Below are 22,214 nucleotides of genomic sequence, written 5' to 3' on the forward strand. Positions count from 1 at the left end.
ATAAGGAAATTGCAATGCGTGATGTGAACGAGCGGCGCTTCACCACCCATGATGGAGCAGAGCTGTTCTACCGCCACTGGCCTGCCGCCGGACTCGCGCCCGGTGTTCCACGTCAGGCGGTCGTCCTGTTCCACCGAGGACATGAGCACTCTGGCCGCATCGCCCATCTGGTCGACGAACTGGACCTGCCCGGATTCGATTTCTACGCCTGGGACGCGCGCGGTCACGGCCAGTCTCCCGGCGCCCGAGGTGACAGTCCAAGCTTCGCCACCAGCGTGCGTGACGTGCAGACCTTCGTCGATCACATCAGCGCGACCTACGATATTCCCGAGCAGAACATGGCCGTGGTCGCGCAAAGCGTCGGCGCCGTGATCGCGGCGACCTGGGCGCACGACTACGCGCCGAAGATCCGCGCCCTGGTGCTCGCCTCGCCCGCTTTCAAGGTCAAGCTGTACGTGCCCTTTGCCCGCACCGGGCTGGCGCTGTTGCGCAGGTTCAAAGGCAACTTCTTCGTCAACAGCTACGTCAAGGCGCGCTTTCTGAGCCATGACCCGGCACGTGTGGCGTCCTACGACAGTGACCCACTGATCACCAAGGCCATTTCGGTCAATGTGTTGCTGGGGCTGTATGACGCCGCCGAGCGCGTGGTCGCCGATGCCCAGGCGATTCAGATCCCGACCCAGCTGTTGATTTCCGGTGCAGACTTTGTGGTCCACCGCCGGCCGCAGGAACGCTTCTTTGAGCGGCTGAGCAGCCCGCGCAAGGAAAAGCACATCCTGCCGGGCTTCTTCCATGACACCCTTGGCGAGCGAGACCGGCATCTGGCCGTCAGCCGGATACGGCGTTTCGTGTTGCAGAACTTCGCGAGCGCACCCCAGCCACTAGCGTTGCTGGACGCCGACCGGCTTGGAGCGACCTGCGCCGAGGCCGAAGCCTTGGCGGCTCCACTGCCACGCAACTCGCTGCGCGACCTGTACTGGCGCATGACCCGCGCCAGCCTGCGTCTGGGCAGTCGACTGTCGGTCGGCCTGAAGCTGGGCTTGGACACCGGCTTCGATTCGGGCAGCACCCTGGATTACGTCTACCGCAACACCGCCATGGGCAAAGGCGCCCTGGGGCGGATGATCGATCAGAACTATCTGCAATCCATCGGCTGGCGCGGGATACGTCAGCGCAAGCTGCACGCCGAAGAATTGCTGCGCCTGGCCATGGCGCAGCTGCGCAAGCAGGACACGCCAGTGCGGATCGTCGACATCGCCGCCGGCCATGGCCGTTACATCCTTGAAGCCATGCACGGCGTCGAACCGCTACCTGAATCCATCCTGCTGCGCGATTACAGCGACATCAACGTGCGCGACGGCAGTGCATTGATCCAGCAAAAAGGTTTGCAGGGCGTCGCCCGCTTCGTCAAAGGCGATGCGTTCGATCGTAACGACCTGGCGGCGCTGGAGCCGAAGCCGACCCTGGCGGTTGTCTCCGGGCTGTATGAACTGTTTGCCGACAACCAGCGGGTCGCCGACTCGCTGGCCGGGCTGGCGTCGGCCGTCGAACCCGGCGGTTACCTGATCTACACCGGCCAGCCGTGGCATCCGCAACTGGAACTGATTGCCCGCGCCTTGACCAGCCACCGTGAAGGTCAGGCGTGGGTCATGCGGCGCCGCAGCCTGATCGAAATGGACCAGCTAGTGGAAGCCGCGGGGTTCCGCAAGCTCACCCAGCGCGTGGACGAGTGGGGAATCTTTACCGTGTCTCTGGCGCAGCGCATCCAGTGAGCGCCCAACGTGAGCCTGGCTTATGGAAGCGGGCGGTGCTCTGGTTGCTGCTGTTGGCGCCGTTCTTCTTCGCCAGTTACGGTTTCGCAACCTGGTACACGGCGCAGCGCAGCGACGTCGGCAGTTTGTCGTTCGCCTGGGAAAGCGCCATTCCGTTCTGGGCCTGGACCATCGTTCCCTACTGGTCCATCGATCTGCTCTACGGCTTCTCACTGCTGGCCTGCCTGACACGGCGCGAGCTGGATACCCATGCACTGCGCCTGTTCAGTGCGCAGCTGCTGGCGGTCAGCTGTTTTCTACTCTGGCCGCTGCGGTTCACTTTCGAGCGTCCCGATATGGACGGCCTGTTCGGCTGGTTGTTCGCGGTACTGGCAGGCTTCGATAAGCCGTTCAACCAGGCGCCCTCGCTGCACATCGCCCTATTGGTCATCCTCTGGGTCTGCTTCGCACGCTATGCCCGGCACTTTCATCCCGCCTGGCGCTGGCTGCTGCATGGCTGGTTCACGTTGATCGGGCTGTCGGTGCTGACCACCTATCAACACCACTTCATTGACTTACCCACAGGCGCGCTCGCCGGCTGGTTCTGCGTCTGGATGTGGCCTGATCACGGCCGCAGCCCCTTGCTGACCGCCCGCCTGACCCGCCACCGGCAGCGCTTGAAACTGGCGGCCTACTACGGCCTTGGCGCACTGGCGCTGGCGGCGCCCGCCTTCGCGCTGAAGGGCGGCTCGCTGTGGCTGATCTGGCCGGCACTGGCGCTGGCCATGGTCGCGCTGAACTACTTGCTGTTCGATGCCACGGGCTTTCAGAAAGGCGCTGACGGACAGTTATCCCCAGCCTCGCGCTGGCTGCTCGCTCCGTATCTGCTGGGTGCGTGGATAAATTCTCGCCTGTGGACAAGACGCCAGCCGGACCCAGTGTTGGTGGTCGGGGGTATCTGGCTTGGCCGTAACCCTGATCAGCGCCAGCTTCAACCCTTCGCAGCCGTGGTAGACCTGTGCGGCGAGTTGCCTGTGCAGCCAGGCCAACGAGGTTACCGATGCGTACCGGCGCTCGATCTGGTTGCACTGTCTCAAGCGCAGTGCCGCCACGCAGCCGAAGCCATCGAACACCTGCGCCAGCAAGGCCCGCTTCTGGTGTGCTGCGCATTAGGCTATTCCCGCAGCGCGATGGCCGTAGCCGCATGGCTGCTGGAATCCGGACGCGCGGCCTCCGTGGATAACGCGGTATCGATCATTCAAGCAGCGAGGCCAGGCGTCGTATTACGGGCCGAGCATCTAGAGATTCTGGCGCAGACCTACGGCAACCCGCCTTGCCCTGTGAATAACCTGGACCTTAATGCGGACTCGGCTCATGCCCGCTGACCTGCACCTCGCCATCGTCGCCAGCCTGCTGCGGCGAGGAAAAGCCCTCGATCTTTTATCCACAGGCCTGACCTTGCTGGCGCTTGCCGGCGGCATGGCTCAACTGTGGATAGATTCCGCCAGCTTCTGGCTGGCCGCACTCATGACCTGGATCGCGATCTGTGGCATAGCGGAAAAGTATTACGGCTTCCGTGTGGCCTTCGATGCTGAACTGTTCACGCTCGCCGCCGCCGATATCGAGCGCACTGCGGGCCTTGATCAGGCGCTGACCGCACTTGGGCTACTGCCTGTGGACAAGTCCGGGCGCCCCTGGGACGTACGTTGTCGGGGTGCGCTCAGGTTGCTGCGCCTGCAGGTTTTGTTTGTCGCGCTCCAGTTGCTGTCGCTGCTGGTCGCCTTATCGATCTTTCCCTGGCTACCTTCTGCCCTATAGGAATTGTCATGTTCGAACCCTTGGTCGCCACGATCATCACCGCCGGTGCGCGCAGCGTGACCGGCGCTCGTAGCCTGTGGCTGGGCTGTACGCCTGAACCCAGGCAACGCATCTATTTCGCCAACCACAGCAGCCACGGCGATTTCGTCCTGCTCTGGGCATCGTTGCCGCCGGCCCTGCGCAAGCTGGCGCGGCCAGTGGCAGGGGCCGATTACTGGCAGGCCAGCCCGCTACGCCGCTACATCATCAACCGGGTGTTTAACGGCGTGTTGGTGGACCGCAAGCGCGGCACATCGGACAGCAACCCGCTGCAACCCATGCTGCAAGCGCTTGAACAAGGCGATTCGCTGATCCTGTTTCCCGAAGGCACGCGCAATCTGGAAGACGGCCTGCTGCCGTTCAAGAGCGGGCTTTACCATCTGGCAAAAAGTTACCCACAGGCCGAACTGGTGCCGGTGTGGATAGCCAACCTCAATCGCGTCATGCCCAAGGGCCGCCTGCTGCCGTTGCCACTGTTATGCACAACCAGCTTCGGCGCACCGTTGCGCGTCGAAGAAGACGAAACCAAAGAACAATTTCTTGCCCGCAGCCGCGACGCGCTGCTGTCCCTGGCACCGGAGCCGCTGTGATGGATAACCAGACTCAACTGCTGTTCATGGGCATTGGCGCCATTCTGCTGCTTGCTTCGTTGATCGGTTACGTACTCAAGCGCAAGGCCGGCGGTCCCAATGCGGTCATCGATAACCTCAATGCACGGATCAACGCCTGGTGGGTGATGGTGCTGGTGATCGGCTTTGCCTTCTGGCTCGGCCATTACGCGGTAATCCTGTTGTTCTACGCGGTGTCGTTCTACGCCTTGCGGGAGTTCCTGACGCTTACACCCACGCGGCGCAGCGACTACCCTGCCTTGGTGGCGGCGTTCTATCTGGCGCTGCCGCTGCAATACGTGCTGATCGCGATGAACTGGTACGGGCTGTTCTCGATCTTCATTCCCGTGTACGTATTCCTGCTGCTGCCGATCCTTGCGTCGCTGGGTGGCGACAGCAAGCACTTCCTGGAACGTGCCTCCAAAGTGCAATGGGGACTGATGATCGCTGTGTTCTGCGTGTCCTATGTGCCGGCGCTGTTGACCTTGGACATCGCCGGCTATGAAGGCCGCAACCTGTTGCTGATCGCCTGGCTGGTGATCGTCGTGCAATTGTCGGACGTGCTGCAGTACGTATGCGGAAAACTGTTCGGCAAACGCAAGATTGCGCCCAACCTGTCGCCATCCAAAACCGTGGAAGGCTTCATCGGCGGCCTCGCCCTGGCGTCGCTGATCGGCGGTGCATTGTGGTGGATCACGCCGTTCAACCCGTGGCAGGCGATGCTGATCGCGCTGCTCGTCAACCTGCTGGGTTTTGCCGGCGGCATCGTCATGTCGGCCATCAAACGCGACCGTGGCGTGAAGGACTGGGGCCATATGATCGAAGGCCACGGCGGGATGCTGGACCGGCTGGATTCAGTGTGTTTCGCCGCGCCGATTTTCTTCCATCTGGTGCGTTACTGGTGGACCTGAAACCCCGCACCGAGCATTTGGGTGGTCAGCGGCGGACCAAGCTGGCGGGCAAATGATTGCCAGATATTGCATGGCTTGATTCAGCCTTTGGACGCTGTGATCGCCCGGCTAGATGGCCAGTAAAATGATGGCCTGCGTGAAACCCTTGTGCCATGCGGCGCGCAGGGAAATCGGCCGGCCCGTAAAGGCCGCTTGAACCGGACGCTCAGCCTTGAAACGCCGTCATCCCTGAACAGGAGCGGCGTTTTTTTTCGGGCTTTTTTCGAACCGCATCTCGTCTTTGTTATCTGTTGTGGGTAGTTTGCGTTCGGCAAGGAGTGGTTGGCGCGCATTTTCCTGTGCAGGACGCACAGCATTACTCAGAGGCTTCACTTTATGAATCGCAGGAATCTCCTGAAAGCATCCATGGCGTTGGCCGCTTATAGCAGCGTGCCGGCCTCGGGGCTTTTCGCTGCGCGTGCGCTCGCTGCGGCAGCTGATGGTGAAATCGAGCACTTCGATTTTGCCGCCTTGCAAGCTCATGCCAAGCAACTGGCCGGACGCGGTTACGTGAGCACCAAGCAGGTATTGCCGCCGGTGCTGGCGAACATGACGCCGCAGCAGTTCAATGCCATTCGCTACGATCCGGGTCATTCGCTGTGGAAAGACGTCCAGGGCCAGCTCGACGTGCATTTCTTCCACGTCGGCATGGGCTTCAAGACCCCGGTGCGGATGTACAGCGTAGATCCCAAGAACAAGCAGGCCCGTGAAGTGCATTTCCGCCACGACCTGTTCAACTACGAGAAAAGCGGCATCGACAAGAACCTGGTCAATGGCGATCTGGGTTTTGCCGGTTTCAAACTGTTCAAGGCGCCCGAGATCGCGATCAACGATATCGTGTCGTTTCTCGGCGCCAGCTACTTTCGCGCCGTCGACAGCAGCAAACAGTACGGCCTGTCTGCACGCGGCCTGGCCATCGACAGCTATGCCAAGCGTCAGGAAGAATTTCCGGACTTCACCAAATTCTGGTTCGAGACGCCGGACAAGAACGCCACGCGGTTCGTGGTCTACGCCCTGCTCGACTCACCCAGCGCGACCGGCGCCTACCGTTTCGATATCGACTGTCAGGCCAGCCAGGTGGTCATGGAGATCGACGCCCACGTCAACGCCCGCGTCGACATCCAGCAGTTGGGCATTTCGCCGATGACCAGCATGTTCAGCTGCGGTACGCATGAACGTCATATGTGCGACACCATCCACCCGCAGATTCATGACTCCGATCGCCTGTCGATGTGGCGTGGCAACGGCGAATGGATCTGCCGCCCGCTGAACAATCCGCTGAAACCACAGTTCAGCGCCTTCGCCGACAAAGACCCGAAAGGTTTCGGCCTGGTGCAGAGCGACCATGAATTCTCCAGCTATCAGGATACGGTCGTGTGGTACAGCCGCCGTCCGAGCCTGTGGGTCGAGCCGACCACCGCCTGGGGCGATGGCGAGGTCAGCCTGCTGGAATTGCCGACCACCGGCGAAACGATGGATAACATCGTGGTGTTCTGGACTCCCAAGAAGCCGGTCAAGGCCGGCGACTCGCTCAATTACGGCTACAAACTGTATTGGAGTCCGCTGCCTCCGGTCAGCACACCATTGGCCCAGATTCACGCCACCCGGTCGGGCATGGGCGGCTTCCTCGAAGGCTGGGCGCCGGGCGAGCACTACCCGAAAACCTGGGCGCGCCGTTTCGCGGTGGACTTCCACGGCGGCGGTCTGGACCGTCTGCCCGAAGGCGTCGGCATCGAGCCGGTGGTGAACGTTTCCCATGGCAAGGTGCAGGACTTCAACATCCTGGCGCTGCCGGACATCAAGGGCTACCGCGTGACGTTCGACTGGATCCCGACCAACGACTCTGTCGAGCCGGTCGAGATGCGTATGTTCATTCGTTCCCGCGACCGCACCCTGAGCGAAACCTGGATGTACCAGTACTTCCCGCCGGCACCGGACAAACGCAAATATCCGTAACATTGGCTGACCTTCGTTCCTGCGCGCTGCGCGGGAACGATCGCCGTGAGCAACAATTTCCGTCGAAATAATTGACAGGTTCGCCAACACCGGCTGATATATCCCCTGTCACGCCGTTGCGAGCATTCGCTCCAGACCTCTTCCCTTTCCTGGCTCTTCCCCGAATCGACTGATCCCTTGCAGTCGGTGGGCGGTAGCTTTGTCCGTTGAAAAACCCTGACGTTATTCAGAAGGCAGACATCATGGAGTCGAGTCCCGCGAACAGTGGCGACGAGCAATCGTCGATCATGTCTTTCGACAAGTCCTCCGCAGCCGTATGGGTCGCCATCGGCCTGCTGCTGGTCGAGACCTTTTCCGGCGCGCTGCGCTTTTACTTCGACAAGGCCGGTATAGGCCCGCTGTTGTACCTGCCAAAAGTCGGCTGCGTGCTGCTGTTCGTCATGGAACTGCGCACCTACAAGGCCGGGCGGCTGTTCTGGATTTTCATGATGATCTGGCTGCTCTCCGGCATGCTTGCCATGCTGCACCGCGCCAGCCTTTCCAACCTGGCATTCAGCCTGTTCGCGCTCAGCCCGCTGCTGTTCGGCATCGTCTGCAGCCAGCACTTGCTGCATCGCAAGAAGCTACTGTGCTGGGGCGTGGCGTTCTGTATGGCGGCTTCGCTGGTCGGGCTGGCGCTGGACAAGTTTGGTGCGGTGCCCTGGAAAGGCTACAGCTACCTGGTGGGCGACACGCAACTGTCGGCCAACACGGCCTGGAGCGCCGACGAGCAGGACCGCGCCGCCGGTTTTGCCCGAGTCTCCAATGTGCTGTCGATCATGCTCGCCCTCTACACCATTTACCTGCTGATGTTCATACGTTCCGGTGTCGCCAGGCTCGCGCTGAGCGCCGTGGCGATGTATGCGATCGTTCTGACCACCAGCAAGGCACCGGCTGCTGCGTTTGCTTTGACCATGGGCCTGCTGTTCATCCAGCGCATGACCTGGACCTGCCGGATCCTGTGCGTGGTGGTGGTTGCGTTCGGGCTGCTGTTGCCGACCCTGGGCCTGATGCACCACTTCGATATGCGAACGGTCAGTGAAGGCGGCAGTTCACTGGCTTCGTTGTACGACCGGCTCAACAACACCTGGCCACGGCTGGTGGACTTCATGAACCTGCAGGGCTGGGGTCTGACGGGCGCCGGCTTTGGCATGGTCGGCAGCACCATGGCGATTTTCCCGGTGCCCGGCAGCGACATCCTGCTCGGTGCCGACAGCAGCGCGGTCTACCTGTGGGCCATGCTGGGCGTGGTCGGCGTGCTGCTGTACCTGTTGCAGATTCCGATGCTGTTCAAGCTGATCAACGACTCGTCCCGGATCGGCCGCATGCTGCTGGCGACCGGTTTCTGCTGGTGCCTGATCGGCTGGACCACCGACATGTTCGAAGTGGCGGTCGCCAACCTGTTTATCGGTCTGGCGGCAGGCTACGTGTTGGCGGCCGCTCGCGTTGAAGATGTGCCGCAGCCCAGGCAACGCGAGCTGAAGTTGAACACCCTGTCCGCTCCATACTGAGGGCCGCGCCATGACCTCTTTCTTGCGGCGTTTCTCCGGCCTGGCGCTGGCCGTCAGCCTCGGCTGCGGATCGGCGATGGCCGAAGACACGCCCTTTATCCTCGGCATCTCGACCCACCTGATGAACTATGACCGGCCGGCGAAAAAGCCACTGACCCTCGCGGCCGACGCAGGCTTCAACGCGGTCAAGGATGACGTTTTCTGGTCTACCGCAGAACCAACGCCCAATCGTCTGCGCATCACACCGCGCTGGCGCAGCTACCTGGAGACCGCCAGCGGGCTGAACATGAGCCGCCTGGCGATCCTGGGCTACAGCACGTATTTTCATGACAACAAGAAGCCGCGCGATCCGCAGATCATGCAGGCCTGGCTCAAGTACACCGACTATGTGAGCCGCCAGCTGGGCAACCGGGTGGACTACTACGAAATCTGGAACGAGTGGGATCTTGAGGCGCCCGCCGACCGCCAGTTGAGCCTGGACTATGTGAAGCTGGTGCAGGAAACCGTGCCGGTGATTCGCAAGAACACCCGCAACAGCACCGGCAAGCCGGCGAAGATTCTGGCGGGCGCGGTGACGCCGGACGGCATCCGCTTCGGCTTCGCCGACCACTTGATCGAGAGTGGCGCGCTGGATCTGGTCGACGGCCTGTCGATTCACCCTTATGCCCACTGCTCAGCCAACGACGGCAACACGCCGGAAGCCTGGGTGCGGTGGATGCGGGAGTACGAGCAGCAAATCCGCAGCAAAGCAGGCCGCGACGTACCCTTGTACCTGACGGAAATGGCCTGGCCCAGCCATCAGGGACCGTGCGGCAAGAGTGAGGTCACTCAGGCGCTGTACATGGCCCGGATCTTCTTCCTCGCGCGCACGATCCCCAATTTCAAAGGCATGTGGTGGTACGACCTGTACAACGACGGGCCGAATCGCTACGACCAGGAACACAACTTCGGCATCCTCAACGAAGATCTTTCGCCGAAGCCGGCCTATCCCATGATGCAGGCGATTGCTCCGGTGGTGCGGGATTTCACCTACGACGCTGAGGCTAGCGTGTTGTCCGAAGACCTGTACCGGCTGTATTTCCACAAAGGTGCGCAGCGGGTGCTGGTGGCGTGGGCAATCGGCAAGCCGCGCGAGGAAACCGTCAGCAGCAGCGCGGCCATGAGCGGCCCGGTGCGCTTGATCGATACGGTCAAGGCCGAGCAAGGTCAGATCAACAGCGACCAGGCGTGGACCTGCCAGAACGGCCAGTGCTCCGCCATGGTGACCCTGACCAACTTTCCCAAGATCATTCAACTGAGCCCGCGCTGAACCTCGCGGAGTTCGTTCGCCTGCGCCCCCGCCACGACCCTCCTACCACCTTCTCATCGACTGGGCATGCCGTCATGGATTTCAGAAAAGACATCAATGGTCTCCGCGCCATAGCTGTTGTCGGTGTATTGATCTATCACTTCAATCCGGTCTGGCTGTCTGGCGGGTTCGCCGGTGTGGACGTGTTTTTCGTGATCTCCGGTTTCCTGATCACCGGCATCATCATGCGCGGCCTCAAGGCAGGCACGTTCAGCCTCGCCGCGTTCTACAGATCCCGCGCGCGACGCATCATTCCGGCGCTGGCGGTGCTGTGCCTGACGTTGCTGGTCGCAGGCTGGTTCTACATGCTGCCGATGGATTACAGCGCCTTGGGCACGCATGTGGCCAGCAGCCTGGCTTTCGTCTCCAACTTCGTCTACTGGGGAGAAGCAGGCTATTTCACTGCCAACGCCCACGAGAAATGGCTGCTGCACACTTGGTCGCTGTCGGTTGAATGGCAGTTCTACCTGCTGTTTCCGCTCACGCTGTTGATACTGGTCCGCTTCATGTCCATCGCCGCGCTGCGCTGGTGGATTCTGAGCGGATGCGTGGCAGGTTTCGCGTTTTGCGTATGGGCGTCGTACCAATGGCCGGAGCCGTCGTTCTACCTCTTGCCGACCCGCGCCTGGGAACTGCTGCTTGGCGGCGTCGCCTGCCTGTTTCCCTGCCAATTGCGGCCGGGAGCGCAACGACTGCTGGAGCTGACCGGGCTTGGGCTGATCCTGGCCGGCTTCGTATTGCTGAACGTGGAAGAAGTCTGGCCCGGCTACCTGGTGCTGTTGCCGGTGTTGGGGACTTTCGCCGTGATTGTCGCGGCACGTCAGGATTCGGTACTGACCAACAACCCGATCTCACAATGGATCGGCACGTTGTCCTACTCGCTCTACTTGTGGCACTGGCCGGTGGTCGTGCTGATGAACTATGCGGGCTGGCTGGGCGTGACCGGCAATGTCCTGCTCGGGATGACGGTCGCATTGGTTCTGGCCGTCGCCTCCTACTGGATGATCGAAAAGCCCACCGGCAGCGTCCGGAAAGAACGCGGTTGGGCCTTCGCCACGCTCGGCACACTGATTGCGCTGGTATTCGTAGGCGGCGCGGCAGTCACTGCCAGCGGCGGCGTGGTGACACCGGTGCGCACGGTGAGTGTGTCGGACAAGGCACGCTTCATTCAGGATTACGTCGATCGCCAGCAAAATCTGTATGAGCCCTATTGGCTCAAATGCGATGCGTTTTCCGCCATCAATCAGCGCGGCCAGTCCGGCATAGATGCCTCGTGTATCGCCAGAAAAGGCGAAGGCGGCGTATTTCTCTGGGGAGACTCGCATGCTCAGGCGCTGTCTCTGGGCCTGCGCACGCTGCTGGCGCAGGGTACCCCGTTCTATCAGGTGGCATCGGCCAGTTGCCGGCCCAGCCTGACCCCCGAGCAAGGCCGAATGACGTCCATCCGCGAAGCCTGCAATTATTCCAACCGGACCGCGCTGAAGAGCATCGAGGCGCTGCGCCCGGACATCGTGGTGATTGCGCAAAAGGACGGCCACGACAAGACACGCTGGAACGACATCGCTACCCGGCTCAAAAGCTACGGCGTCAAACACATCGTGCTGATCGGGCCTTTGCCACAATGGAATCCCTCGCTGCCCAGTGTCATCGTCAATCGCCATTGGGAGGTGACCGACTCGCACATCAGCGACCCGGCCCTGGATCGCAACACGCTCGCGGTAGATCAGGCGACCCGCCGGTTGATCGACCCGGCTGACATGCAGTTCGTCTCGCTCATCGACAAGCTGTGCGTGAAAGGCGCCTGTCTGGCCCGGCTGGAGGACACCCATTCTCTGTTGCAGATCGACTCCGGACACCTGAGCGCCGAAGGCTCGCTGTACATCGTCAGGAATTACGTACTGCCGCAACTGGTGAACTAAAGAACGCAGAGTGCCAAACACTGTGGGGAAGTGCCTTGCCGGCTCTTGGGCGGGGTGCAGCGTATGCGTCTGCTCGGCGTGCAGATGCGAAAAGCGCCGCAACGAGGCGGCGCTTTCGTGTCAGACCATCAAGCCGCGGTCCACTCCACGTTCGACAACCCAAGCTTTTCAGCCTGAGGCTTGCTGAGCTTTGGCACCTTGTCCGAGCGATACTTGGGTATCGCTCCAAACCCTGCATCAACCGTAGCCCAGTGCCAGGCCTCCTGATTGTCCATGGAGCCTGCCCGGATGTAGAAAGTCTTGTAATTACCATGCAGCAAATAGTCAATCCGATAGTGTTTCTCATCAGGCATGACCTGCTCCTCCTTTATGTACACGCAAAACAGATCGTATCCATTCGAGAAGATTCCGAGAATTTTTTAGCTTTATAAAACGATATCAAATAGCCATGTAATTCAGGCCGCTCTATTAACCAACAGTGCCACTCACTGATCATAGTCTCTTTTAATGATGGACTGCGCTTGCGCCTGTAAGTGTTCACCAGACTAACCTGCTGTTTCTTCGCTACAGGCAAAGTCCTGCGCTGCGTTACTTGCTAATGACCGCTTCTGAACCTCTAAAAAGAAAATTCTATGGAACCTTGGCTTTCCTACCGTTGGTCCTGTCATCGCGTTTATTTTCGCAACCTACCTTTGCCGACTCGCCTCATAAGCTCTGACTGCGTTGAAGTAAGCTCAATTCATATGGGTAAAACGCTTCCGAAGTAACAAGCCTGAGGAAACGCATAATGTTCATTCATAACAAGCGTCTGCAATACACCGTCCGTGTAGCCGAGCCGAATCCTGGCCTGGCCAACCTTTTGCTCGAACAATTCGGCGGCGCCCAAGGCGAACTCGCGGCGGCTGGCCGCTATTTCACCCAAGGCCTCAGCGAAGATGATCCAGGCCGCAAGGACCTGCTCATGGACATCGCGACCGAAGAACTGAGCCACCTGGAAATCGTAGGCTCCATCATCGTCATGCTCAACAAGGGTGCCAAAGGCCAACTGGCCGAAGGCGTCCAGGAAGAAGGCGAGCTGTACCGCGCGATCAATGGCGACGGCAACGACTCGCATATCACCAGCCTGCTCTACGGTGCCGGTGCGCCACTGGTCAACTCGGCCGGAGTGCCCTGGACAGCCGCCTACATCGACACCATTGGCGAACCTACCGCCGACTTCCGTTCCAACATCGCAGCCGAAGCCCGCGCCAAGATCGTCTATGAGCGCTTGATGAATATCACCACTGACCCAGGCGTCAAGGAAGCACTGGGCTTTCTCATGACCCGCGAAATCGCGCACCAGCTGTCGTTTGAAAAGGCGCTGCACTCGATTCAGCCGAACTTCCCGCAGGGCAAACTGCCAGGCATGCCTGAGTTCACCAACAAGTACTTCAGCATGTCGGGTGAGCCGAACGTCCGCGGCCCATGGAACCAGGGCGGCGAGTGGGAATACATCGAGAATCCGCAACCGGCGGTCGACGGAGGCGATGGATCGGCTTCGGTCACGCTCAGCGCCGACGACGCCGAAGTGCTGGAAGCGATGAAGCTGCGGACCATGTCCGACCCAACCGCCAACCCGGTGACTGGCGCTGATCTGGGCTCCGGCCTGGTCCAAGGCGGCGATAAGACCAAGCTGTGATACTCGGCTGAACCCATCAATCCCCAGGAGAATGGCCATGAAAAACATACCTACCAAAACAACAGGTCTGCCTCATGGCACTCTCGATGAGGGGTTGCCGGGCAAAGCGTTCGCAACAGGTTTGCGTGCTTTTGAAATCGAGGCATTGAACGCTCGTCGAGGCTTCCAGGTTGCGATGGCGGTCAATGTTTTCGGTGTAGGCACCGTACTCGAAAACAACTTGCTCCGGCGTTGATCGTCGGACAGGTTCGACCTGTCTGTATTACAACGCGCTGAACAGCAACGACCCGTCAGGGAAACAAGTTGGCGTTCATGCGCACTGCTCTGGCCCTCTGTGTAAGCAGTTGGGCCATTGTTTTATCAAGCAAGGACTTATAACCCACACACGCCTTAAGAAGTTGGCTGCGCCGCATGTAATCTCGCTGCCATCGGGATGAGCCTTATACGCTTACTACCGGTCGGCACAAGCCATTCAAATGAATGGCTTGATATAAAAACATACCTCGTTCGAATTAGCCCGTGCCCTCCTATATGCACACCGGCCTATTTGTAAACCCGCTGAAGTTGTGCGCCACTATTAAGCCATCCTTGTGGACTTTCCATCACTTGTGGCTGAATGCTATCTCTCGCTACCGAAGACCCATGCTCATGCATGCGTCAGGGGTACCTAATACTTTCAGGAATCGGTCTTTGCTATCGAACACAGAGATTCGTCACATCATTGAGTCAGGCTTCGCTCCACTGTCCTGTCGGTGCGAGCTGACGAGCAATGAAGCGCTCACTGTCGAAATCTATGAGGCCGATACCGGAAAGGTCGAGTTATTCGTAACGGGGATTGCGCTGAGTGACGTGCAGACAAGTCGAGCAGTTGCGCGTCTGATCTGCGAGCTGCGCTCGGAGGTGGCCTTCACCAGGCTGGAGGGTCCGCACAGGCGCCGGCAGCGTAGCGCTTGATGGAGACCAGAGGTGATCCGCGCAAAGCGGACCACCTCGTGACGCCCTTACACTTTAGTTCTTGGCTGCGCTTCCACCATGGGCCTTGGCCAACGCCCGGGCGTGTTCCAGATGCGCCTTGAGCTTGGGCAGCGTGGCGGTGGCAAAGGCTTTCAACTCTGCATCTTCACCCTTGGCCGCTTCTTCTTCGAACAGTTTGATGGTCTGCTCATGAGCCATGACCTGGTTGTTCGCATACGCCTGATCGAACGACTTGGCACCGCGCAGCTCCAGAATCATTGCCTTGGCCTTGTCCAGCAGCATGGCTTCATCCGAGACTTCCAGGTTCTTTTTCTGGGCGATTGCCAGCAGTTCTTTGTTGGCAGCGGTGTGGTCGGTGATCATCTGCTGGGCAAACGTCTTGACGTCTGCCGAGGTGCCTTTTTCCTGCGCCAGCTTGCCCGCTTCGATTTCGGCAACGCCCTTGGCGGATGCGTCTTCCACGAAGTCTTCCGAATCCGCCATCGCCGCCTGGCAGCCTAGCGAAAGCACAACAGCAAGAGCGCTCATACGAAATAAATTGGCCATCTTGATCATTCCTTTTTCTTGGGCTGGATAGGCCGTCGGCTAGCGACGACATAATCCTGTGACTGGCGACATAAATCGGCGTTCATCTTTTTTGCTTTCGTTTTTGACGAGATGTCGTTCAGGGCCGTCGGCCGGATTCGTGGAACGCTCGGGAAACAATCCCGGTCCATCGGATAACCGGACGCCGCCCCAACGCGCGGCGCGAAACAAGGCGCGATTATGAAGATCATCGAGGATGTGGTTGATTACCTGCGTGACGAGCAACTGCTGCTGGCGACCGCCGAGTCATGCACGGCAGGGGAAATCATTACCCTGCTGGCGCAGATCCCTGGCAGCGGCTCGCTCATCGAGTGTGGGTACGTTGTCTATTCGCCGGAAGCCAAACAACGCCTGCTCGGTGTCAGCCCGCGCACCATCGAGCAATTCAACCTGACCAGCTGTGAAGTGGCTCGCGAAATGGTGCTGGGCGCCTTGCGGGACAGCCCCGCCAATGTGGCCGTCGCAACCACCGGCCTGTGCGGGCCTGACGACGTGGACGGCATTCCTGCCGGCACCGTTTGCTTCGCCTGGGGCTTCGTACATGACGGGCAGCACAGAGCGTTCACCGAACAGCACCGCTTCTCTGGCAGCAGAGAAGATGTGCAACTGCAGGCCGCATTGCATGCGCTCAAGCAGATCCCGCACTTCCACCGTCGCCTGCTCAACGACGAAACGAAATGACACACACTGGCCAAGCGCCGCCTATCGGTCCTGGAACAGTTTTGCTGAATTTTCCGACAGCTTTGGTACTCAGTTGAACAAGAACAACAGATGGGCATCGCGTGATCATTTCTTGCGCGATTTTCAAACTGCCAAGGAATGATTTCTATGACGTCTCTTCAGATGATGGCTAGCCGAGTTGTCGCCAACCCGGCCATGGTTGAAGAAGCCAGTGCAAGAACCCTTTACCAGGCGTGGATGAGCGAAACGGCGACGCAAGACAAGTCCGCGACCCATGCATTTCTCAATCATTGCCTGAGCCTTGCGGATCACGAGCCGTGCGATCTGCCTTCCACGCCCGACGATCTGGAACAGTGGATGGAACACAACGTCGGGCAGGTTGCGCAACAGTACGCGCTCTATCTGGATCAGCGCCGTGCCGGCCAGCCTCGCCGGTTCTTTCGCAACAAATCCCATGCGATGTATTTCATTCAACAGGTCGCACCTACCAAGCTGGTGGACGGCGCCTGGCTCTATGGACTGCTGCCGCACTGGAGCGACTATCGCTTCCACGGCCTGATCCGCACGTACCTCGAAGAACTGGGTGACGGCGAACAGGCACTGAACCACGTTTCGCTGTATCGCAAACTGCTGGCGGATCTCGACTGTGACGGCGCCGCTCCCCTCGCGGACGAACTGTACCTGCAAGGCGCCATCCAGCTGGCGCTCGGCCATTCGGCCGATCAGTACCTGCCTGAGGTGATCGGCTACAACCTGGGCTATGAGCAACTGCCGCTGCACCTGCTGATCACTTCGTTCGAGCTGAACGAGCTGGGCATCGACCCGTACTACTTCACCCTGCACGTCACCATCGACAACGCCAGCACCGGACATGCACGCAAGGCAGCGCAAAGCGTGCTGGCGCTGATGCCAGTGGGCGACGAGCGTGATGATTTCTACAAACGTATCGCCCGCGGTTACGCGCTCAATGAACTGGGCATCGGCTCTTCTGCCGTTATCCAGGCATTCGATCTGGATCAGGAAATCATCTCGATGCTCGAACGCAAGCGCACCTTCGGCCAGCACATGCATTCGGACTATTGCCGCCTGGATGGAAAGACCGTCAACGAGTGGCTGGCCAAACCGGATCAGATCGCCGAATTCCTGGCCGTGCTGGAAAATCGAGGCTGGATCAAACGTCATCAGGACCCGGCCGAAAGTCGCTTCTGGCAGCTGATCGAAGGCGCAGGCGCACCGATGTTCGGCGTGTTCAGTGGTTACGAAAAGCAGTTGGTACACGATTGGATTGCCGGTGACTGGATCGCCGACGGCAGTGCCGCAGCGCCGTCCGGCAAACGTCTGCCGGAAGCCTTTCGCTCCAGATTCCGTACAACGTCGGGTACCAACCAGCAAGCGATGGGCGCGGGCGAGCAGTACGATCCGGACGTCCAGGAGTTGGAGGACAAACTCGCCTCGGTGGCTTGCGGTGAAAAAATGCAGATGCTGATTCAGAACATGTCGCCCGCCCGTCACGCTTCACTGGCTGGGCTGCACGCTACCCGCCTGTTCGTTGCCGCGATGTCAGAACGTATGACAGGAGCTACTTCATGATTGCCACTCAGCCGTTGCCCACCGAGGCCCTGCCGCCGGACCCGCTACCGGACCCCGTCGCCACGGTTGCGCTGGGCTGGCGCCTGAGCAACGGCGGCTATCATTTCATCACGCCCACGCCAGTCACCCATCAACGAGTCAACGCACGGCCCGCCAACCAGACCGCTCGCTCCTTGCGTGACGTGTTCGGCTGGAGCCGAGTCATGCCTCGCACTCTGCTGACGGCGCCGGAAGTCGAAGAGCTGCTGCAGGCGGGCGTCCTGGAGCACCATGCGCAAGGGCTGAAAAGCCGGGTTCGCTGGTCCAGCCTCGACGGCCTGCTACTGCTTCACTCGGCCTTCCCGACTACCGACGAAGACTCGGTGTTCTTCGGCCCGGACACTTATCGTTTTGCCCATTCGATCAATCTGCACCTGCAACACACACCGCACCCTATCCTGCGGGCCGTGGACGTAGGGTGCGGCAGTGGCGCAGGTGCGATGCTGATCGCCCGCGCCCGGCCTGAAGCGCAGGTGTACGCGGTGGACATCAATCCCAAAGCCCTGCACTTTGCCCAGATCAACGGCGTGGTGGCGCGACTGGATAATCTGGAGTGCCGTCACAGCGACATTCTCAGCGGTGTCGACGGGCAGTTCGATCTGATTGTCGCCAATCCGCCATACATGAAAGACTCCCGGCGCAGGGCGTATCGTCACGGCGGCGATGCGCTGGGCGCGGATCTTTCGGTGCGCATTCTGCGCGAAGCCCTGCCAAGGCTCGCTCCAGGTGGTTCGCTGGTGCTGTATACCGGCGTGGCGATGGTCGATGAACAAGATCCGTTTTTCAGCGCCATCAGCGACGACATCGAGCAGCCGGGATTCGACTGGACCTACCGCGAACTGGACCCCGACGTCTTCGGGGAAGAACTCGCCGAGCCCGGCTATGAAGAAGTCGATCGCATCGCTGCGATCGAGCTGATCGTTACCCGTCGCTCAGTATGATCAGCGTGCCGGAACAGCGTTTTCCCGGGTCAGGCACTCGATCATGTAATCCGGGGAGTACGCGTAGAGCGTCTCCTTGGGCAACGGTTCGAAGGGCACGCCCAGAAATTCGCCGAGGGCTGTAACATCCCAGCAATCTTCGCTGCCGATGACCAGAATATTGTTCGGATGGTAGAGCGGCGCATCTTTGACCGATGCGTTGTTGGTGATCAGCTTCTTGCCGAAGTAGGCCGCTTCCAGCGTTCGCAAGGTGAAACCGGCCTGTCCAGGCTGGTTTATCTCGATCAACACGTCTGCCGCCAGAGACAACTTCAGGTTGGCTTCGTAATCGAGTAACGCATCGGTGTGAAAGCGCGACGGTGGCGTCGAGGTACTGTCTCGAACGATATGGAAGTCCGCTGTGCAGCCGTGCTGCTCCAGGATACCGGCAAGCCGGTCCAGCAATGCAGACCGTCCTTTGTCACGGCCCAGGAAGAAACACTGCTTGTGGGTAACAGCCTTCGGCCTTTCAGCCAGCAGCAACTCGGCCTCGGCAAAACCCAGCGGAAAAAACTGATTGAGAGGATGCATGCCCAGGCGCTTGCACTGGGACTGATCAAAACTGTAGATCCGGTCAAATAACGGCGTCATCTCTTCGACGAACGCTGCATCCACCAGATCGCGAACCAGCAGGATCTTGCATCCAGGAAAGGCGCTGACAATCGTAGGCAAGACATTGCGCCTTACCTGCCCCTCGTTGCAGACCAGAATATCCGAGCGATCAAACCCTTTCGACGCACAGTACAGGCGCCCCAGCCATGCCACTCGCCTGCCTTGCACGTCATCGGACTTGCGAAAGCCTGTGGCAAGGCGATGGATACGCTTGAACAGCTTGGGCACTTCCAGCCTGCTGACATTGTAGTGACGTGCCAGATAGCCGATGAAACGCCGCTCATACTGAGCCGTCCAGCCGAGAAAGAACGTTCGCAACCTGTACACCCTGAAACCGACTGCGCCTGATCGCCAGGCGTTGAAAGAGCGGAAGTATCGCAGACAATGCCTGCGACCTTCCACTCAGGCTGTGGATAACTATTCCACAGTGACCGACTTGGCCAGGTTGCGTGGCTGATCGACATCGGTCCCCTTCAATACGGCGACGTAGTACGAAAGCAGCTGCAACGGGATGGTGTAAAGGATAGGCGCCAGCGCATCAATGATGTGCGGCATGGCGATGACGTGGATGCCCTCACCGTTCTTCATCTGGGCCTGCTCATCGGCAAACACCACCAACTCGCCGCCGCGGGCACGGACTTCCTGCAGGTTGGACTTGAGCTTTTCCAGCAGTTCGTTATTCGGCGCAACGGTAACCACCGGCATGTCGGCGTCGACCAAGGCCAGCGGGCCATGCTTGAGTTCGCCCGCCGGGTAGGCTTCAGCATGGATGTAGGAAATCTCTTTGAGCTTGAGCGCGCCTTCCATCGCCACCGGGAACTGCGCGCCGCGACCCAGGAACAGGGTGTGGTGCTTTTCGGCGAACAGCTCGGCGACCTTTTCGACGGTGCCATCCATCGCCAGCGCCTCGCCCAGGCGAGTCGGAAGACGACGCAGCTCTTCCACCAGTTCGGCTTCCACACCTTCGCCCAGCGTACCCTTGACCTGCCCCAGCGACAGCGTGAGCAACAGCAACGCTACCAGTTGCGTGGTGAACGCCTTGGTGGACGCCACGCCGATCTCTGGACCTGCCTGGGTCAGCAGGGTCAGGTCGGACTCGCGTACCAGAGAGCTGATGCCCACGTTACAAATCGCCAGGCTGGCCAGAAAGCCCAGTTCCTTGGCGTTACGCAACGCAGCGAGGGTATCGGCAGTCTCACCCGACTGAGAGATGGATACGAACAGGGTGTCCGGCTGAACCACCACTTTGCGGTAGCGGAATTCGCTGGCCACTTCGACCTGGCAAGGAATACCGGCCAGCCCTTCAAGCCAGTAACGGGCAACCATGCCGGCGTGATAGCTGGTGCCGCACGCCACGATCTGCACGTTGCGCACCCTGGCGAACAGCTCGGCCGCTTGCGGACCAAATGCATGAACCAGCACTTGCTGCTGCCCAAGGCGACCTTCCAGGGTGCGCTGTACCACCTTGGGTTGCTCGTGGATCTCTTTGAGCATGAAGTGGCGATATTCACCCTTGTCGGCGGCTTCGGCGCCTTCGTGGTACTGCACCGCTTCACGCTCGACCGGCAAGCCGTCCACCGACCAGATCTGCACGCTGTCGCGGCGGATCTCGGCGATATCGCCCTCTTCCAGGTACATGAAGCGGTCGGTGACCTGGCGCAGCGCCAATTGGTCCGAAGCCAGGAAGTTCTCCCCAAGGCCCAGACCGATCACCAGCGGGCTGCCGCTACGGGCGGCCAGCAAACGATCCGGCTGACTGGCGCTGATCACCGCCAGGCCGTAGGCGCCATGCAGTTCCTTGACCGCTGCCTTGAGTGCCACCGCCAGGTCGGCAGTGTCCTTGAGCTTGTGGTCAAGCAGGTGGACGATGACTTCGGTATCGGTGTCCGACGCAAATACATAGCCCAGGGCCTTGAGCTGCTCGCGCAAGGCTTCGTGATTCTCGATGATGCCGTTGTGGACAACGGCCAGCTGGTTTCCCGAAAAATGCGGATGCGCATTGCGCTCGCACGGCGCGCCATGGGTGGCCCAGCGGGTGTGAGCGATTCCGAGGCGTCCGGCCAGCGGCTCGCCCGCCAGCGCCTGTTCCAGCTCGCTGACCTTGCCGGAACGACGGCGACGTTCAAGTACGCCGTCATTGCTGAACACGGCTACACCGGCACTGTCATAGCCGCGGTATTCAAGGCGCTTGAGGCCTTCAAGCAAGATGGCCGTGATATTACGTTCAGCGACGGCACCGACGATTCCACACATGGTTTTCTCCTAGCTGACAGCGGCACAAATCAGGTTGATGCCGCGGGCTTGTATCTGTTCGCGCGCCTCTTCAGGCAGACGATCATCAGTAATAAGGGTGTGGACACTGCTCCAGGGCAGCTCCAGATTGGGGATCTTGCGGCCGACCTTGTCGGCTTCGACCATGACGATCACTTCCCGGGCAACTTCCGCCATGACCCGGCTAAGGCCCAGCAACTCATTGAACGTGGTAGTGCCTCGGGCCAGATCGATGCCGTCGGCGCCGATGAAGAGCTGGTCGAAGTCGTAGGACCGTAACACCTGCTCCGCGACCTGCCCCTGAAAGGACTCGGAATGCGGGTCCCACGTTCCGCCGGTCATCAGCAGCACGGGCTCGTGCTCCAACTCCGTCAGGGCGCGGGCTACATGCATCGAATTGGTCATGACCACCAGGCCAGGCTGAACGCCCAGTTCGGGGATCAACGCCGCCGTGGTGCTGCCGCTGTCGACGATGATTCGTGCGTGCTCTCGGATGCGGGCTGCGGCCGCCCGCGCAATCGCCTGCTTGTAACGAGAGACCGGCTGGGCTGACTCATGGATCATTTCCTGCGGCAACGTCACGGCACCGCCATAGCGGCGTAGCAATAAGCCATTGGTCTCCAGGGCAGCCAGATCCTTGCGAATCGTAACTTCCGAAGTTTCGAAACGCCTGGCCAGATCGTCCACACTCACTTCGCCCTGCTCAGTCAGCAGCGCAAGAATGTTGTGGCGTCGTTGGGGCGTATTACGTTTCGACATGAGAGCCTTATGTTTCGTTACGAAAGATAACGAAGGCAATCAAAACCTATTTAGCCGTTTCGGTCAAGTTTGCGTTAGAACCCAACCAAAACCCGTAGAAGCGAG

The 22,214-nt window shown here is 60.1% G+C and carries 21 protein-coding genes; 15 read left to right on the forward strand and 6 right to left on the reverse strand.

Translation table 11 applies throughout. The features are described from left to right. Positions 1-14 precede the first annotated feature (14 nt). The 5 genes from EGJ27_RS04455 to EGJ27_RS04475 are packed head-to-tail and all read left to right on the forward strand — an operon-like array spanning position 15 to position 5,127. Entirely contained in the window at positions 15-1,772 is a 1,758-nt protein-coding gene (locus EGJ27_RS04455) for a bifunctional alpha/beta hydrolase/class I SAM-dependent methyltransferase (RefSeq protein WP_125829524.1), read from the forward strand. Continuing rightward, complete coding sequence (locus EGJ27_RS04460; RefSeq protein WP_125829525.1) at positions 1,769-3,136, forward strand: phosphatase PAP2/dual specificity phosphatase family protein; 1,368 nt, start codon at positions 1,769-1,771, stop codon at positions 3,134-3,136. Before EGJ27_RS04455 ends, EGJ27_RS04460 begins: the two co-directional genes overlap by 4 nt. Further along, positions 3,126-3,569 carry a hypothetical protein gene (locus EGJ27_RS04465; RefSeq protein ID WP_125829526.1) on the forward strand — a complete coding sequence of 148 codons (444 nt, stop codon included), beginning with the start codon at positions 3,126-3,128 and terminating at the stop codon, positions 3,567-3,569. The genes EGJ27_RS04460 and EGJ27_RS04465 overlap by 11 nt, the downstream gene beginning before the upstream one ends. 8 nt (positions 3,570-3,577) lie before the next feature. After that, positions 3,578-4,198 carry a 1-acyl-sn-glycerol-3-phosphate acyltransferase gene (locus tag EGJ27_RS04470; RefSeq protein ID WP_125829527.1) on the forward strand — a complete coding sequence of 207 codons (621 nt, stop codon included), beginning with the start codon at positions 3,578-3,580 and terminating at the stop codon, positions 4,196-4,198. Continuing rightward, on the forward strand, positions 4,198-5,127 hold the full coding sequence (locus tag EGJ27_RS04475; protein ID WP_125829528.1) for a phosphatidate cytidylyltransferase: 930 nt from the start codon (positions 4,198-4,200) through the stop codon (positions 5,125-5,127). The genes EGJ27_RS04470 and EGJ27_RS04475 overlap by 1 nt, the downstream gene beginning before the upstream one ends. A 222-nt stretch (positions 5,128-5,349) precedes the next feature. On the opposite strand, the gene EGJ27_RS25020 is transcribed toward EGJ27_RS04475, so the two are convergent. Further along, entirely contained in the window at positions 5,350-5,649 is a 300-nt protein-coding gene (locus EGJ27_RS25020) for a hypothetical protein (RefSeq protein WP_256672704.1), read from the reverse strand. Between EGJ27_RS25020 and EGJ27_RS04480 the strand changes: the two genes are divergently transcribed. The 4 genes from EGJ27_RS04480 to EGJ27_RS04495 all read left to right on the forward strand — a co-directional run bounded on the left by EGJ27_RS04480 (position 5,533) and on the right by EGJ27_RS04495 (position 11,939). Continuing rightward, positions 5,533-7,122, forward strand: coding sequence for a glucan biosynthesis protein D (locus tag EGJ27_RS04480; protein WP_256672659.1), 1,590 nt, complete (start codon positions 5,533-5,535; stop codon positions 7,120-7,122). The two genes, EGJ27_RS25020 and EGJ27_RS04480, sit on opposite strands and share 117 nt — an antisense overlap. 242 nt (positions 7,123-7,364) lie before the next feature. After that, the gene (locus EGJ27_RS04485; protein ID WP_125829530.1) at positions 7,365-8,672 is read left to right on the forward strand and encodes a hypothetical protein; all 1,308 of its coding nucleotides are present in this window, start codon (positions 7,365-7,367) and stop codon (positions 8,670-8,672) included. Between the two features lie 10 nt (positions 8,673-8,682). Beyond that, positions 8,683-9,981 (forward strand): hypothetical protein, encoded by a 1,299-nt coding sequence (locus tag EGJ27_RS04490; RefSeq protein WP_125829531.1) that lies wholly within the window; start codon positions 8,683-8,685, stop codon positions 9,979-9,981. A gap of 74 nt (positions 9,982-10,055) precedes the next feature. Next, positions 10,056-11,939 carry an acyltransferase family protein gene (locus EGJ27_RS04495; RefSeq protein WP_125829532.1) on the forward strand — a complete coding sequence of 628 codons (1,884 nt, stop codon included), beginning with the start codon at positions 10,056-10,058 and terminating at the stop codon, positions 11,937-11,939. A 128-nt stretch (positions 11,940-12,067) separates the two neighbouring features. Here the strand turns inward: EGJ27_RS04495 and EGJ27_RS04500 are convergent, their stop codons facing one another. Further along, on the reverse strand, positions 12,068-12,292 hold the full coding sequence (locus tag EGJ27_RS04500; RefSeq protein WP_125829533.1) for a DUF6555 family protein: 225 nt from the start codon (positions 12,290-12,292) through the stop codon (positions 12,068-12,070). 434 nt (positions 12,293-12,726) lie between these two features. Between EGJ27_RS04500 and EGJ27_RS04505 the strand changes: the two genes are divergently transcribed. The 3 genes from EGJ27_RS04505 (at position 12,727) to EGJ27_RS25275 (ending at position 14,571) form a co-directional block, all read left to right on the forward strand. Further along, entirely contained in the window at positions 12,727-13,617 is an 891-nt protein-coding gene (locus EGJ27_RS04505) for a manganese catalase family protein (protein WP_125829534.1), read from the forward strand. A 37-nt stretch (positions 13,618-13,654) separates the two neighbouring features. Continuing rightward, positions 13,655-13,852, forward strand: coding sequence for a hypothetical protein (locus EGJ27_RS04510; protein WP_125829535.1), 198 nt, complete (start codon positions 13,655-13,657; stop codon positions 13,850-13,852). A 413-nt stretch (positions 13,853-14,265) separates the two neighbouring features. Continuing rightward, positions 14,266-14,571 carry a DUF1652 domain-containing protein gene (locus tag EGJ27_RS25275; protein WP_371920839.1) on the forward strand — a complete coding sequence of 102 codons (306 nt, stop codon included), beginning with the start codon at positions 14,266-14,268 and terminating at the stop codon, positions 14,569-14,571. Between the two features lie 54 nt (positions 14,572-14,625). On the opposite strand, the gene EGJ27_RS04520 is transcribed toward EGJ27_RS25275, so the two are convergent. Continuing rightward, the gene (locus EGJ27_RS04520) at positions 14,626-15,138 is read right to left on the reverse strand and encodes a DUF4142 domain-containing protein (RefSeq protein ID WP_125829537.1); all 513 of its coding nucleotides are present in this window, start codon (positions 15,136-15,138) and stop codon (positions 14,626-14,628) included. Positions 15,139-15,357: 219 nt separating this feature from the next. Here EGJ27_RS04520 and EGJ27_RS04525 point away from each other — a divergent pair, with 219 nt between their 5' ends. From EGJ27_RS04525 to EGJ27_RS04535, 3 genes are all read left to right on the forward strand, one after another. Then, the gene (locus EGJ27_RS04525) at positions 15,358-15,858 is read left to right on the forward strand and encodes a CinA family protein (protein WP_125829538.1); all 501 of its coding nucleotides are present in this window, start codon (positions 15,358-15,360) and stop codon (positions 15,856-15,858) included. A gap of 147 nt (positions 15,859-16,005) precedes the next feature. Then, on the forward strand, positions 16,006-17,448 hold the full coding sequence (locus EGJ27_RS04530; RefSeq protein ID WP_125829539.1) for an iron-containing redox enzyme family protein: 1,443 nt from the start codon (positions 16,006-16,008) through the stop codon (positions 17,446-17,448). Then, positions 17,445-18,428, forward strand: coding sequence for a class I SAM-dependent methyltransferase (locus tag EGJ27_RS04535; RefSeq protein ID WP_125829540.1), 984 nt, complete (start codon positions 17,445-17,447; stop codon positions 18,426-18,428). The genes EGJ27_RS04530 and EGJ27_RS04535 overlap by 4 nt, the downstream gene beginning before the upstream one ends. On the opposite strand, the gene EGJ27_RS04540 is transcribed toward EGJ27_RS04535, so the two are convergent. From EGJ27_RS04540 to EGJ27_RS04550, 3 genes are all read right to left on the reverse strand, one after another. Next, the gene (locus EGJ27_RS04540) at positions 18,429-19,397 is read right to left on the reverse strand and encodes a hypothetical protein (RefSeq protein WP_125829541.1); all 969 of its coding nucleotides are present in this window, start codon (positions 19,395-19,397) and stop codon (positions 18,429-18,431) included. Between the two features lie 99 nt (positions 19,398-19,496). Next, positions 19,497-21,332 (reverse strand): glutamine--fructose-6-phosphate transaminase (isomerizing), encoded by a 1,836-nt coding sequence (gene glmS / locus EGJ27_RS04545; protein WP_125829542.1) that lies wholly within the window; start codon positions 21,330-21,332, stop codon positions 19,497-19,499. A 9-nt stretch (positions 21,333-21,341) separates the two neighbouring features. Continuing rightward, the gene (locus EGJ27_RS04550; RefSeq protein WP_125829543.1) at positions 21,342-22,109 is read right to left on the reverse strand and encodes a DeoR family transcriptional regulator; all 768 of its coding nucleotides are present in this window, start codon (positions 22,107-22,109) and stop codon (positions 21,342-21,344) included. Positions 22,110-22,214: the final 105 nt, after the last annotated feature.

The organism is Pseudomonas sp. v388 (genome assembly GCF_003935425.1).
GTDB lineage: Bacteria > Pseudomonadota > Gammaproteobacteria > Pseudomonadales > Pseudomonadaceae > Aquipseudomonas.

Bases quoted from the DNA above. Each gene is read 5' to 3' on its own strand.
- EGJ27_RS04520 (WP_125829537.1), bottom strand. From the start codon at position 15,138: ATGGCCAATTTATTTCGTATGAGCGCTCTTGCTGTTGTGCTTTCGCTA.
- EGJ27_RS04535 (WP_125829540.1), top strand. From the start codon at position 17,445: ATGATTGCCACTCAGCCGTTGCCCACCGAGGCCCTGCCGCCGGACCCG.
- EGJ27_RS04525 (WP_125829538.1), top strand. From the start codon at position 15,358: ATGAAGATCATCGAGGATGTGGTTGATTACCTGCGTGACGAGCAACTG.
- EGJ27_RS04500 (WP_125829533.1), bottom strand. From the start codon at position 12,292: ATGCCTGATGAGAAACACTATCGGATTGACTATTTGCTGCATGGTAAT.
- EGJ27_RS04470 (WP_125829527.1), top strand. From the start codon at position 3,578: ATGTTCGAACCCTTGGTCGCCACGATCATCACCGCCGGTGCGCGCAGC.
- EGJ27_RS04490 (WP_125829531.1), top strand. From the start codon at position 8,683: ATGACCTCTTTCTTGCGGCGTTTCTCCGGCCTGGCGCTGGCCGTCAGC.
- glmS (WP_125829542.1), bottom strand. From the start codon at position 21,332: ATGTGTGGAATCGTCGGTGCCGTCGCTGAACGTAATATCACGGCCATC.
- EGJ27_RS04475 (WP_125829528.1), top strand. From the start codon at position 4,198: ATGGATAACCAGACTCAACTGCTGTTCATGGGCATTGGCGCCATTCTG.
- EGJ27_RS25275 (WP_371920839.1), top strand. From the start codon at position 14,266: ATGCATGCGTCAGGGGTACCTAATACTTTCAGGAATCGGTCTTTGCTA.
- EGJ27_RS04505 (WP_125829534.1), top strand. From the start codon at position 12,727: ATGTTCATTCATAACAAGCGTCTGCAATACACCGTCCGTGTAGCCGAG.
- EGJ27_RS04465 (WP_125829526.1), top strand. From the start codon at position 3,126: ATGCCCGCTGACCTGCACCTCGCCATCGTCGCCAGCCTGCTGCGGCGA.
- EGJ27_RS04530 (WP_125829539.1), top strand. From the start codon at position 16,006: ATGACGTCTCTTCAGATGATGGCTAGCCGAGTTGTCGCCAACCCGGCC.
- EGJ27_RS04510 (WP_125829535.1), top strand. From the start codon at position 13,655: ATGAAAAACATACCTACCAAAACAACAGGTCTGCCTCATGGCACTCTC.
- EGJ27_RS25020 (WP_256672704.1), bottom strand. From the start codon at position 5,649: ATGAGCTTGCAAGGCGGCAAAATCGAAGTGCTCGATTTCACCATCAGC.
- EGJ27_RS04495 (WP_125829532.1), top strand. From the start codon at position 10,056: ATGGATTTCAGAAAAGACATCAATGGTCTCCGCGCCATAGCTGTTGTC.
- EGJ27_RS04480 (WP_256672659.1), top strand. From the start codon at position 5,533: ATGGCGTTGGCCGCTTATAGCAGCGTGCCGGCCTCGGGGCTTTTCGCT.
- EGJ27_RS04550 (WP_125829543.1), bottom strand. From the start codon at position 22,109: ATGTCGAAACGTAATACGCCCCAACGACGCCACAACATTCTTGCGCTG.
- EGJ27_RS04485 (WP_125829530.1), top strand. From the start codon at position 7,365: ATGGAGTCGAGTCCCGCGAACAGTGGCGACGAGCAATCGTCGATCATG.
- EGJ27_RS04455 (WP_125829524.1), top strand. From the start codon at position 15: ATGCGTGATGTGAACGAGCGGCGCTTCACCACCCATGATGGAGCAGAG.